The following is an 11,775-nucleotide window of genomic DNA, read 5'->3' on the forward strand; positions in this document are numbered from 1 at the left end:
AAACACCCCCGACAAGTCGCCCGAAACGCAAGAGGGGGAGCTCAGCCCAGGGCCGTGAGGGCCCGCGCCACCCGGGGGAGGGCCTTGCGCAGCAACCGTCGCCACGAGCCGTTCGGCAGCCCGCCGACGAGCTCGTCCCGCGCGGCCGCGTCGTCGAGGGTCTCGAGGGCCATGGCGCCCAGCCACACGCGGGCGCGGGCCGCCTCGCCCGCGTCGACGGCGAGGCGCTCCACCTGATCCTCCCCGTGCCACAGGCTCAGATAGGCCACGTTGAGGGCGGGGTCCCACGCGCACGCGAGGTCCCAGTCGAGCACCCCGGCCAGTTCCCAGCGGACCTCGCCGGGGGCGTCGTCGGCCGCGGGCACGGCCCGCCAGCGCATGTTGTGGCCGGCGAGGTCGCCGTGCACCAACGACGGCGGCACGGGCGGCTCCTCGGTCCACGCGGTCACCGCGCGGGTCACCCGGGCCACCGCGTCGGCCCAGGCGTCGGCCCCCGTCCGCGCGTCGACGTCGTCCCCGGGCCAGGCGCCCAGGCGCGGGGCGAGCCGCCCCGGGATCCCGGCCACGTGCTCCGCCCGCTGCGCCGTCCACGGGCCGCGGAAGGAGAAGGGACGGCCCAGGTGCGGGGCGATCCGCGGGTCCGCCACGTCCACGGCGGCGATCTCGTCCAGGAGGCGGCGCAGCACGGCGGGGTCGCCCTCGTGGGGCGGATGCGGGCCGCCGGGCAGGTAGCGCTGCAGCACGGCGGCCCCGGTGCCGGCGGGAACCGGGTCCGAGAGGGCCACCGGCACCGTCCACGCCACGCCCTGCTCGGCCAGCGCCGCGTCGAGCCCGTCCAGCAACGCCATGCGCCGGCCCAGCTGCCGCGCCGGGTCCCGCTCGGGCGACCACCGGGCCGCCGGGGCAGCGCCGACCTCGTGGGCCCGCGTCATCCGCAGCACGCCCGCGCCCGCGCACACCAGCACCCGGTGGAACTGGCCGCCCTCCTCCACGGTGCCGGCGGACCAGTCGGCCTCGTGGAGGGCCCGGGCGTCGGCGGGGGAGACGTGGGGGCGCAGGCGCCCCAGCGCGCGGTGGACCAGCTCGAGCTCGGAGTCGACGGGGTCGGAGGCCATGCCCCCAGGGTAGGCACACGCTCGTGCCGGCCCGACGACGGCCGTCGGCCCCGCACGCCGCTGAGCACGCAACCCCGCACGCCGCCCCGCGTCGGCGGGCGAAGGCCGTGTCTCCGGCGGATACTGGTGCGCATGTCCCGCCCCGTCCCGCCCGCGCCGGCCTCGCCCGTTCCGACCGCCCTCCCCGCCCCGTCCGCGCGGACGGTGCGCTGGGAGATCGCGATCGTCCTCGGGCTCTCGCTCGGCCGCTCGGCCATGTACGCCGTGGTCCAGCTGATCGACAAGGCCACCCAGGCCCCGCTGGGGGACCAGACCACCGTGCTCAACCCCACGGTGGACGACCGCTGGGCCTTCGACCTCACCTACCAGCTGCTCGGCATCGCGTTCGCGCTCGTGCCGGTGCTGCTCGTGCTGCACCTGATGCACCTGCGCGGCCGGAACCCGTTCCGCACCCTCGGCCTGGACCTGCGCCGCCCCGGCCGGGACCTCGCCTGGGGCGTCGGCCTGTTCGCGGTGATCGGGATGGGCACGCTCGGCGTCTACGCCGCCGGCCGGGCGCTCGGGCTGACGACGGCGATCGTCGCCAACGCGATGGGCGAGAGCTGGTACCAGATCCCCGTGCTGCTGCTCTCGGCCCTGCGGCACTCGCTGCTCGAGGAGGTCATCGTGGGGGCCTGGCTCGTCGACCGGATCGGCTATCTGCAGCGGCTGAAGGCGGCGGGGCTGGACCGGGACCCGGTGCCCGCGGTGCCGGCCGCGCCCACGCGCCTGCCGGGGGCGCCGTCGTCGTCCTGGACCACCCCGGAGGGGCTGTTCCTGCCGACGGGCGTGGGGGCGGCGCTGCTCGCGCTGGCCCTGCTGCGCGGGGCGTACCACCTGTACCAGGGCGTGGGGCCGGGCATCGGCAACGCGCTGATGGGAGTGGTGTTCGTGCTGGTGTTCCTGCGGGTGCGCCGCGTGATGCCGCTGGTGGTCGCGCACTTCCTGCTCGACGCCGTCGGGTTCGTGGGCTACCCGCTGCTGGCGCGGGCAGGCCTGCTCGGCTGAGCGGCCCGCCCGCGCCGGATGCGTCAGAGCGTGACCTCGCCCTTCGGGGTGCGGAAGGTGACCGAGACGATGCCCGGGATGCCGGAGGGCGCGACGTACTCGATGTTCACGTCCTGGACCTGCCCGTCCTCGTCGTCGCCGAGCCACTCGGCGAGGCGCTCGGGGGAGCCGGCGATGTTCAGGTGCTCGATGGTGGCCTGCGGTTCGGCCGCCTGCGAGGGGTGCATGTCCTCCTGGCCGTCGGCCCAGCGCAGGATGTACGGCAGCTGCGGGTCCGCGAGGGTGCCCTTGATGCCGATCTGCCGCCAGGACAGTTCGCGGCCGTCCGGGAAGCGACGGTTGCCGGGGACGGCCTCGCGGCCGAGGCGGCGCTCGAACCGGCCGATGTCCGTGGTGGACACGGCCCAGCTCATCCAGCCGCCGCCCTGCTCGGTGCGGGCGCGCACGAGCTGGCCGAACGGCGCGCTGAGGGAGGCCGGGTGGTCCAGGGCCTCGACGACCTCCAGATACTGCCCCTCCGTCATGGGGAAGAGTGCGTTCTGGGTGCCGAAGCGGGGGTGGACACCGCCCTTGATCCGCTCGATGCCCAGCGTCTCGGCGATGCGGGCGACCGTGGCGTCCAGGCCCTCGGGGCCGGCGGCGTAGGACACGTGGTCCATGCGACAGGTGTGCACTGCGCTGTTCCTCTCCGTTCCCGGGCTACCCCGGGGGTTGACCTGGTGCGAGTCGAGGGGGCGTCGAGCCCTTGACGGGTCGGGCTCCCCCGTGCGGAGAGCGTATCCGCGTGTGACACGCGTGACGAAATCGTGGCGGAGCGGACGGCTACACTCGGTCATACGGTCACGAGAGCCAGCAACAGGCCCCGGCATGCTGGCCGGCAACCCTCCTTCCGCGGTGGGGTGCCCCGGGTGACGACCAGGCCGGTCCCGCACGGGCGCCGGCAAGCGCGGGCCGCTCCCACGGCCCCTCTCGACGGCGCCGGGTCATCTCCGGCACCTCGACGAAGCCGGTTCCCGGATCGGCACGTCGGCCGGCGGGCGGGACGGACGGGTCCGGCCCCTGAACCCTTCAGGAGGGTCCGCCATGACCGACCAGACCACCCCGACCCCCGACGCCTGGGGCTTCTCCACCGCGCAGGTCCACGCGGGCGCCGCGCCCGGTCAGCACGCCTTCGGTGCGACCGCCCTGCCGATCTTCCAGACCACCTCCTTCGACTTCCCGTCCGCCCAGGTGGCCGCGGACCGGTTCGCCCTCAAGGACCTCGACCCGCTCTACACCCGCATCGGCAACCCGACGCAGGGCCCGGTGGAGGAGAAGATCGCCGCGCTCGAGGGCGGTGTCGGCGCGCTGCTGCTGGCCTCCGGTCAGGCGGCGACGACGTTCGCGATCCTCAACCTCGCCGGCGCCGGCGACCACGTGGTCGCCTCGGCCAGCCTCTACGGCGGCACGCAGAACCTGTTCAAGCACACCCTCGCCAAGGTCGGCGTCGAGACGACGTTCGTGACCGACCCGGACGACCTCAAGTCCTGGCGCGCCGCCGTCCGGCCGAACACCAAGGCGTTCTTCGGCGAGACCCTCGGCAACCCCCGTGGGGACGTCCTGGACGTGCGCGCCGTCGCCGACGCCGCCCACGAGGCCGGCGTGCCGCTGATCGTGGACAACACGCTGGCCACCCCGTACCTGCTGCGGCCGATCGAGCACGGCGCCGACGTCGTCACCCACTCCGCCACGAAGTACCTCGGCGGGCACGCCGCGGCCATCGCGGGCGTGATCGTCGACGCCGGCACGTTCGACTACGCGCAGCACGCCGAGCGCTTCCCCGGCTTCAACGAGCCGGACGAGTCCTACCACGGCCTCGTCTACGCCCGGGACCTCGGGGTGGGCTCGCCGCTCGGCGCCAACCTGGCCTTCATCCTCAAGGCGCGCGTGCAGCTGCTGCGCGACTACGGCTCCGCCATCTCCCCGTTCAACGCCTTCCTGGTGAACCTCGGCCTGGAGACCCTGTCTCTGCGCATGGAGCGGCAGGTGGCCAACGCGGCCGCGGTGGCGCGCTGGCTGGAGGGTCGCGACGACGTCGAGAAGGTGGTCTACGCCGGCCTGGAGTCCAGCCCCTGGCACGAGCGGGCGCAGCGCTACCTGCCGCGCGGGGCCGGCGCGTTCGTGTCCTTCGAGATCGCCGGCGGCCGAGAGGCGGGCGCCGCGTTCGTGGACGGACTCACCCTGCACCACCACGTGGCCAACATCGGCGACGTCCGCTCGCTCGTGGTGCACCCGGCCTCCACCACCCACTCCCAGCTCACCGACGACGAGCAGCGCGCCGCCGGCGTCACCCCCGGCCTGGTGCGGCTCTCGCTCGGCGTGGAGGACCTCGAGGACATCCTCGCCGACCTCGAGCGCGGCTTCGCGGCGGCGGCCTCGGCGGGGGAGCGGGAGTGACGGCCACCGTGAGCCGGCCGCCGCGCGCGGCCCTGCCCGAGGGCGGCCGCCACCGGCTGCGGATCGGGGAGCTGCGCACGGAGACCGGCGGGGTGCTCCCGGACGTCGAGCTCGCCTACGAGACGTGGGGCGAGCTGGACGCCGATGGCTCCAACGCCGTGCTCGTCCTGCACGCGCTCACGGGCGACTCCCACGTCGCCGCGCACGCCGCCGACCCGACGCCGGGCTGGTGGGACGCCCTCGTGGGGCCCGGCCGCGCCGTGGACACGGACCGGTGGTTCGTCGTCGCCCCGAACATGGTGGGCGGCTGCCACGGCTCCACCGGCCCGTCCTCGCCGGCCGCCGACGGCCGGCCGTGGGGCTCGCGCTTCCCGTTCCTGACCCTGCGGGACGCGGTGGAGGCCGAGCGGCGCCTCGCCGACCACCTCGGCGTCGGCGCGTGGCAGGCCGTTATCGGCGGCTCCATGGGCGGCGCCCGGGCCCTCGAGTGGGCGGCGACGCACCCCGAGCGCGTGGCCGGCGTCGGAGTGCTGGCGGCCACCGCCCGCTCCTCCGCGGACCAGATCGCGTGGGGGCAGGCGCAGACCGCGGCGATCCGCCTCGACCCGGGGTTCCTCGGCGGGGACTACTACGAGGGCGCGGGCCCGGCGGCCGGGCTCGGGATCGCCCGCCGCATCGCGCACACCACCTACCGCACCGCCGGCGAGCTGGAGCACCGCTTCGGCCGGAGCCCGCAGGTTGCCGAGGACCCGTTCGGCGCCGTCGTCGGGGTGCCCGGCGGGCGCGGGCGCTACGCCGTGGAGTCCTACCTGGACCACCAGGCCACCAAGCTCACCGGCCGGTTCGACGCGAACTCGTACCTGCTGCTCACCGAGGCCCTGATGGGCCACGACGTCGGCCGCGGGCGCGGCGGCGTGGAGGCGGCGCTCGCGGGGTACCGGGGCCGGGCGTTCGTGGCGGCCGTGGACAGCGACAGGCTGTACCTGCCCGCCGAGTCCCAGGCGCTCGCCGCGGTACTGCCGGCGCGGCCGCCCGTGCACACGATCGTCTCGCCGATCGGCCATGACGGGTTCCTCACCGAGTACGGCCAGGTGGCCGACGCCCTGCGCGACTCCCTCGCGCTCTGACCCCGCCCACCCCGCTGGACTTTCGCTCGGGAAATCGTCGCTACGCGGCCGTTTCGCCGCCATGGTGACGACGATTTCCCGAACGAAAACGCCGGTGGGGGCGGGGCGCCGGGGGTGCCGGGAGGGGCTCAGCGCGCGACGACGTCGAGCGGCTCCGTGGGGTCCGAACCGTGGGGCATCTCGGCGCCGAACAGCGGCGCGGGCACCGGGCGCTTGGCGCTGACGCCGTCGCCCGAGGAGACGCCGCGGATGCGCCGGACCACCCACGGGGCCAGGTGGGTGCGCGCCCACGCCGCGTCCGACGCGCGGGCCTGACGCCATGTGCGCGGCGCGGCCGGCTCCGGGCGCAGCGGCTCGAGGCCGTGCGGCACGGCGAGGGTGTCCAGCACCATCGCGGCGATCGTGTGGTGGCCCATGGCGGAGAAGTGCAGCCGGTCCTCGGCCCACATCTCCCGGCGGGCGAGCTCCTTGAGGGACCACATGTCCGCCACCAGGGCGTCGTGGCGCAGTGCGACGGTGCGCACGTTCTCGTTGTAGATCGCCACGGTGCCGCGGATGCGCCCCAGCACGGGGGTGTCCTTGGTGTCCGTGGCGTTGAACAGCAGCACGGTGGCCCCGTCCGCGGAGAGGCGCTCGACGACGGCGTCCAGCCGGACCGCGACGTCGTCCGGGTCGGCGCGGCGCAGGATGTCGTTGCCGCCGGCGCACACGCTGATGAGGTCCGGGTGCAGTGCGAGCGCGGGCTCCACCTGGTCCGCGGCGATCTGGTCCAGCAGCTTCCCTCGCACGGCGAGGTTCGCGTAGGCCAGGTCCTCGCCGTCCGGGGTGCGGCGCGCGAGCTCCTCGGCGGCGCGGTCGGCCCAGCCGCGGTGGTAGCCGGGGCGGTCCGGGTCCGGGTCGCCGATGCCCTCCGTGAAGGAGTCGCCGATCGCCACGTAGCGCCGCCACGGATGGGCGGCGGTCTCGGCGCGCGTCACGACGTCGGCCGGCGGCTCGGCCTCGGCGGCGGCGGGGTGCTGCGGGGCGGATTCCTGCTGGTTACTCACGAGTAGCATTCTGGGGGCGCCGTCGTCGTCGGTCAACCGGCCCCGCCGGCCCCGGCCACCCCCGCCGGTGCTTTCGCTCGGGAAATCGTCGCCATCGGGCGATTCCGCCCGCATGGTGACGACGATTTCCCGAGCGAAAGCGGGGGTGGCTAGCCTGGCGCGGTGAACAACGACACGGCGAACACCGCACCGTCCTCCGAGACCGCCCCCTTCACCGTCCGCTGGTCCCACCCCGAGGGCGAGCGCACTGAGGACCTGCTGATCCTGCTGCACGGCTACGGCGCCAATGAGGATGACCTGTTCGGCCTCGTCCCGCACCTGCCCGAGCGCTTCACCGTGGCCGCCGTGCGCGCCCCGATGACGCTGCAGCCCGGCGGCTACGCCTGGTTCCCGCTCTCCCAGGATCCGGTCACCGGCGAGATCGGCTCCGACGCCGCGTCCGTCCGGACCGCGATCGAGGACCTGCACGCGTGGGTCGGCTCGATGCGGGAGGGCTTCCGCACCGTGTCCCTGCTCGGCTTCTCGCAGGGCATGGCACTGGCGACGTCGCTGCTGCGCCTGGACCCGACCGCCTACGCCGCCACCGTGGCGCTGTCCGGGTTCGTGGTGGACCCGACCCGCGAGGAGTCCGGCCTGGCCGGCCTCTTCGACGGCGACGACGAGGTCGCCCGTGTCCGCCCCAAGGTGTTCTGGGGCCGCGGCCAGGACGACCCGATCATCTCCGAGGCCCGCGTCGAGGCCTCGCACGCCTGGCTCAACGCGCACGTGGACCTGATGAAGATCGTCTACGCGCGCCTGCCGCACGCGATCAACCAGCAGGAGCTGGGCCACGTGAAGGAGTACCTCGAGCACATGGTGCGCTGAGGACGCCGGCGCTCAGGAGGCGGAGCCGGCCTCGATCACCACGGCCTCGCCGTGGAACTCCACCACGTCCCCGTCCTTGAGCTGGGCCCCGCGGCGGGTCTCCACGGCACCGTTGACGGTCACCAGGCCGTCCTGGACCACGTCCCGGGCCATGGCGCCGTCCTCCACGAGGGCGGCGAGCTTGAGGGCCTGCCCCAGGCGGATGGAGGCGTCGCGGATGGGCAGGGGACGGGCGTCGGGTGCGTTCGTCTCGGTCATGGTGTCCATCATGGCCGGTAGGCTGGACGGGATCGACCGGCGCGCCGCGCCGGAACGGGCCCGACGCCGCCAGTCGGACGGGCGCCGTCGTCGTCGTGATCCCCTCCCGCCCCGCCGATGAGTACGGAAGTGATGCCCCCATGGCTGCCAAGTCCCCGCTGGACAACGTCATCAACCTCGCCAAGCGCCGAGGCTTCGTGTTCCAGGCCGGTGAGATCTACGGCGGCTCCCGCTCCGCATGGGACTACGGGCCCCTCGGCGTGGAGCTGAAGGAGAACATCAAGGCCGAGTGGTGGAAGACCTTCGTGCGCTCCCGCGAGGACATGGTGGGCCTGGACTCCTCCATCATCCTGCCGCGCGCCGTGTGGGAGGCCTCCGGCCACGTGGAGACCTTCACGGACCCGCTGGTCGAGTGCACCCAGTGCCACAAGCGCCACCGCCAGGACCACCTGCTCGAGGCCTTCGAGGCCAAGAAGGGCCGCCCGTCCGCGTCGATGGACGAGATCGTCTGCCCGGACTGCGGCACCAAGGGCGCCTGGACCGAGCCCCAGATGTTCTCCGGCCTCGTCAAGACGTTCCTCGGCCCCGTGGACAACGAGGAGGGGCTGCACTACATGCGCCCCGAGACCGCCCAGGGCATCTTCGTGAACTTCCTCAACGTGCTCGGCGCCTCCCGCAAGAAGCCGCCGTTCGGCATCGGCCAGATCGGTAAGGCGTTCCGCAACGAGATCACCCCCGGCAACTTCATCTTCCGCACCCGCGAGTTCGAGCAGATGGAGATCGAGTACTTCGTGCCGCCGGCCGAGGCCAAGCAGCACTTCGACACCTGGGTGGAGGCGTGCTGGGACTGGTTCATCGACCTGGGCATCGACCCGGAGAACCTGCGCCGCCTGGACGTGCCCGAGGAGGAGCGCGCCCACTACTCGGACGGCACCATCGACCTGGAGTACCGCTTCGGCTTCGGCGGCGGGGACGGCTGGGGCGAGCTCATGGGCGTCGCCAACCGCACGGACTACGACCTCGGCCGCCACACCGAGCACTCCGGCACGAAGATGCAGTACTTCGACCAGGCCAACAACGAGCACTACACGCCCTACGTGATCGAGCCCTCCTTCGGCCTGACGCGCGCCATGATGGCCTTCCTCGTGGACGCCTACGCCGAGGACGAGGCCCCCAACGCCAAGGGCGGCACGGACGTGCGCACGGTGCTGAAGCTGGACCCGCGCCTGGCCCCGGTCAAGGCCGCCGTGCTCCCACTGTCCAAGAAGCCGGAGCTGCAGCCGGTCACGCAGGCGCTCGCCGCCGAGCTGCGCGCGCTGTGGAACATCGAGACGGACGACTCCGGCGCCATCGGCCGCCGCTACCGCCGCCAGGACGAGATCGGCACGCCGTTCTGCATCACCGTGGACTTCGACACCATCGAGGACCAGGCCGTGACCATCCGCGAGCGGGACACCATGTCCCAGGAGCGCGTGGCCCTGTCCCAGGTGAAGTCCTACCTGCTGGAGCGCGTGGTCAAGTGAGCGGCGCATACGACGACGACGCCGGTGCGCTGTTCGACTCCGCCGCGGTGAGCGGCGGCGAGGTCGTGCTGCGGCCGTGGCGCGCCGGGGACGACCTGGCGCTGCTGCAGGTGTGGGGCGACCCCGCCAACGCGCAGCAGCACCAGGACCGCGCGATGCTCGCCGAGGATGCGGAGCGGCCCTGGCGCCGCGCGCTCGTGGCCGAGGACGCCGGCGTCCCGGTGGCGGCCGGCGTCGTCTACGCCTCGTCGCTGCACCCGCAGCGGCTGTGGCTGTACGTGGAGACCGCGGCCCCTGAGCGCCGGCGCGGCATCGGCCGCGCCCTCGTGGCGGCCCTGCGCGGGCTCGCCGCCGAGGCGCACGCGGCCGGCACCGTCCCGACGGCGGCCCTGAAGGCCCGGTTCGCCAAGGACGCCCTGGTGCCCGGCACGGCCGTGGAGGAGGGCGTGAACACCGAGGCGGTGCGCGCCCAGACCGCCGCCCTGGCCGCCGGCACCGAGGCCTTCCTCGCCGCCGAGGGGTTCACCCCTGTGCAGCGCTCGCGACGCGTGGCCGTGGCCCCCGGGGCCATCGGGCTGCCCGACGTGCGCGACGAGGACCGGCCGGACGACGTCGTCCTGGAGGAGGCCTCCACGGGCTCGGTCGAGCTGACCCAGGCGGTGGCCGCGTTCTACGACGCCGTGCACGCCTGGGACCCCTCCGCCATGAGCGTGGGCGCCGCCCAGCAGCTGCTGCTGGGCCCGGCCACCGGGGCCTCGGGCGCCGTCGTGCTGCGGGACGCCCCGAAGGCCGAGGGCGGGCGCATCCGTGCGTTCGCGGTGTCCTACACGCCCGAGCGCCAGGAGGCCCCGGCGGACGTGCTCGTGGGCTGGGACCCGGAGCTGTCCGAGGAGGACGCGCTGCAGTCCGTGGCGGACCTGCTCGCCCTCCTCGTGGCCCAGCACCCCGTGCAGGTCGAGGTGGACGAGGCCATGGCCCCGCTCGAGCGGATCGTGGACGGGCTGATCGGCGGCAACGCCGCGCGCACGCTCGTGGACACCTACGTGTTCGTGGACGACGCCGGCCGCTGACCATGGCCCCGGACGCCCACGACGCGGGCCACGGGTTCGGCGACGACGTGAGCCGCGACGCCGACCCCGTGACCGACGCGGGCCACGCGGCGGCGTTGCGCCGCACCGTGCTGGTCGTGGCGCTGCTCAACGCTGCGTACCTGGTGGTGGAGCTCGCGGTCGCGGCGTCGATCGGCTCGGTGGCGCTCGCCGCGGACGCCGTGGACTTCTTCGAGGACTTCGCGGTCAACCTGCTGATCTTCCTGGCGCTGGGCTGGCCGCTGGCCCGCCGGGCCGCCGTCGGGAAGGCCATGGCGGGGATCATCCTGCTGCCGGCGGTCGCCGCGCTGGTGCTCGCCGCCGTGAAGATGGGCGACCCGGAGCCGCCCGCCGCCGGGGCCCTGCTGTGGGCGGCGGTGGGCTCGCTCGCGGTCAACGCGGCGTGCGTGGGCCTGCTGTCCCGCTTCCGCGAGCAGGGCGGCTCCATGACCCGCGCGGCCTGGCTCGCAGCCCGCAACGACCTGATCGCCGGCGTCGTGCTGATCGGGCTCGCGGGCGCCACGGCGCTGACGGCCTCGGGCTGGGCGGACATCATCGTCGGCCTGCTGCTCGTGCTGCTCAACGCCGGGGCGGCCAAGGAGGTCTGGGAGGCGGCCACGGAGGAGCGGCTCGCGGCGAAGGCGCTGGCCGGCGAGTTCGACGACGACTAGGGGCGGCGCCGGCGGCGGCCCACCACCCCCGTGCCCACCAGGCCGAGGACAGCGAGCGCCGGGAACACCGCGAGGGCGGCCGGCAGCGGCATCCCGGTGGCGAGCAGCCCGACCAGCGGGCTCAGGGCGATCCCGGCCAGGCGCATCAGCCAGCTGACCACGGCCAGCCCGGTCCGCGACGGCAGCCCGGGGACCTCGTCGCCGAGTGCGTAGGCGGTGGGCACCACGACGGCGCAGCCCAGGCCCGCCAGGGCGAGCCCGACGAACACCAGGGGCATGGCCGGCGCGGTGAGCACCAGCACCAGGGCCGCCACGACGACGGCCAGCGAGCCCGCCAGCGTGCGGCGGCGCCCGAGGCGGTGGAGCACGCGGTCGCCCACGAGGCGCCCGACGAATTGGGCGAGCAGCAGCGTGCTCGCGCCGAGGCCGGCCGCCGCGACGTCCAGGCCGCGCTCCGACTGCAGGAACAGGGCCGTCCACGCGTTGCCGAACTCCTCGACGCCGAAGCCCGCCATCGCGACGACCGTCACGGGGAGCAGGGCCAGCCAGGCGGCCGCGCGGGGCGTGGCGGGGGAGACGTCCGTTATAAACAACTCCTAG

At 74.5% G+C, this 11,775-nt stretch carries 12 protein-coding genes and 1 riboswitch; of the genes, 7 read left to right on the plus strand and 5 right to left on the minus strand.

The features are described from left to right. Positions 1 to 41: 41 nt before the first annotated feature. On the minus strand, positions 42 to 1,115 hold the full coding sequence (locus NWP10_RS07430) for a phosphotransferase (RefSeq protein WP_258300409.1): 1,074 nt from the start codon (positions 1,113 to 1,115) through the stop codon (positions 42 to 44). 132 nt (positions 1,116 to 1,247) lie between these two features. On the opposite strand from NWP10_RS07430, the gene NWP10_RS07435 reads away from it, so the two are divergent. Beyond that, on the plus strand, positions 1,248 to 2,162 hold the full coding sequence (locus NWP10_RS07435; RefSeq protein WP_258300410.1) for a type II CAAX prenyl endopeptidase Rce1 family protein: 915 nt from the start codon (positions 1,248 to 1,250) through the stop codon (positions 2,160 to 2,162). A gap of 23 nt (positions 2,163 to 2,185) precedes the next feature. On the opposite strand, the gene NWP10_RS07440 is transcribed toward NWP10_RS07435, so the two are convergent. Then, on the minus strand, positions 2,186 to 2,836 hold the full coding sequence (locus NWP10_RS07440) for a VOC family protein (RefSeq protein ID WP_258300411.1): 651 nt from the start codon (positions 2,834 to 2,836) through the stop codon (positions 2,186 to 2,188). 164 nt (positions 2,837 to 3,000) lie between these two features. Next, positions 3,001 to 3,115: riboswitch (SAM riboswitch) on the plus strand. 130 nt (positions 3,116 to 3,245) lie between these two features. Between NWP10_RS07440 and NWP10_RS07445 the strand changes: the two genes are divergently transcribed. After that, positions 3,246 to 4,598 (plus strand): bifunctional o-acetylhomoserine/o-acetylserine sulfhydrylase, encoded by a 1,353-nt coding sequence (locus NWP10_RS07445; RefSeq protein WP_258300412.1) that lies wholly within the window; start codon positions 3,246 to 3,248, stop codon positions 4,596 to 4,598. Next, complete coding sequence (locus tag NWP10_RS07450) at positions 4,595 to 5,725, plus strand: homoserine O-acetyltransferase (protein ID WP_258300413.1); 1,131 nt, start codon at positions 4,595 to 4,597, stop codon at positions 5,723 to 5,725. Before NWP10_RS07445 ends, NWP10_RS07450 begins: the two co-directional genes overlap by 4 nt. A gap of 128 nt (positions 5,726 to 5,853) precedes the next feature. Here NWP10_RS07450 and NWP10_RS07455 read toward each other — a convergent pair whose 3' ends face one another. After that, the gene (locus NWP10_RS07455) at positions 5,854 to 6,771 is read right to left on the minus strand and encodes an SGNH/GDSL hydrolase family protein (RefSeq protein ID WP_375162469.1); all 918 of its coding nucleotides are present in this window, start codon (positions 6,769 to 6,771) and stop codon (positions 5,854 to 5,856) included. 162 nt (positions 6,772 to 6,933) lie between these two features. On the opposite strand from NWP10_RS07455, the gene NWP10_RS07460 reads away from it, so the two are divergent. After that, entirely contained in the window at positions 6,934 to 7,635 is a 702-nt protein-coding gene (locus NWP10_RS07460; protein WP_258300414.1) for an alpha/beta hydrolase, read from the plus strand. A 12-nt stretch (positions 7,636 to 7,647) separates the two neighbouring features. Here the strand turns inward: NWP10_RS07460 and NWP10_RS07465 are convergent, their stop codons facing one another. Then, the gene (locus tag NWP10_RS07465; protein WP_017489549.1) at positions 7,648 to 7,893 is read right to left on the minus strand and encodes an RNA-binding S4 domain-containing protein; all 246 of its coding nucleotides are present in this window, start codon (positions 7,891 to 7,893) and stop codon (positions 7,648 to 7,650) included. A gap of 140 nt (positions 7,894 to 8,033) precedes the next feature. Between NWP10_RS07465 and NWP10_RS07470 the strand changes: the two genes are divergently transcribed. From NWP10_RS07470 to NWP10_RS07480, 3 genes are read left to right on the plus strand one after another with little or no spacing between them, the layout of a single operon-like run. Continuing rightward, positions 8,034 to 9,416 carry a glycine--tRNA ligase gene (locus NWP10_RS07470; RefSeq protein WP_258300415.1) on the plus strand — a complete coding sequence of 461 codons (1,383 nt, stop codon included), beginning with the start codon at positions 8,034 to 8,036 and terminating at the stop codon, positions 9,414 to 9,416. Beyond that, positions 9,413 to 10,486, plus strand: coding sequence for a GNAT family N-acetyltransferase (locus NWP10_RS07475; RefSeq protein WP_258300416.1), 1,074 nt, complete (start codon positions 9,413 to 9,415; stop codon positions 10,484 to 10,486). The genes NWP10_RS07470 and NWP10_RS07475 overlap by 4 nt, the downstream gene beginning before the upstream one ends. 2 nt (positions 10,487 to 10,488) lie before the next feature. Continuing rightward, positions 10,489 to 11,175, plus strand: a complete 687-nt coding sequence (locus tag NWP10_RS07480) for a cation transporter (RefSeq protein WP_258300417.1) — start codon at positions 10,489 to 10,491, stop codon at positions 11,173 to 11,175. On the opposite strand, the gene NWP10_RS07485 is transcribed toward NWP10_RS07480, so the two are convergent. Next, positions 11,172 to 11,768: a sugar MFS transporter gene (locus tag NWP10_RS07485; protein WP_258300418.1), complete on the minus strand. Its 597-nt coding sequence runs from the start codon at positions 11,766 to 11,768 to the stop codon at positions 11,172 to 11,174. The genes NWP10_RS07480 and NWP10_RS07485 overlap by 4 nt on opposite strands. Positions 11,769 to 11,775 lie beyond the last annotated feature (7 nt).

The sequence above is a fragment of the Micrococcus sp. HG099 genome, assembly GCF_024723355.1.
Classification (GTDB): domain Bacteria; phylum Actinomycetota; class Actinomycetes; order Actinomycetales; family Micrococcaceae; genus Micrococcus; species Micrococcus endophyticus.

Coding starts and splice junctions, on each gene's coding strand:
- NWP10_RS07470 (WP_258300415.1), top strand. CDS start 8,034: ATGGCTGCCAAGTCCCCGCTGGACAACGTCATCAACCTCGCCAAGCGC.
- NWP10_RS07445 (WP_258300412.1), top strand. CDS start 3,246: ATGACCGACCAGACCACCCCGACCCCCGACGCCTGGGGCTTCTCCACC.
- NWP10_RS07465 (WP_017489549.1), bottom strand. CDS start 7,893: ATGACCGAGACGAACGCACCCGACGCCCGTCCCCTGCCCATCCGCGAC.
- NWP10_RS07435 (WP_258300410.1), top strand. CDS start 1,248: ATGTCCCGCCCCGTCCCGCCCGCGCCGGCCTCGCCCGTTCCGACCGCC.
- NWP10_RS07430 (WP_258300409.1), bottom strand. CDS start 1,115: ATGGCCTCCGACCCCGTCGACTCCGAGCTCGAGCTGGTCCACCGCGCG.
- NWP10_RS07480 (WP_258300417.1), top strand. CDS start 10,489: ATGGCCCCGGACGCCCACGACGCGGGCCACGGGTTCGGCGACGACGTG.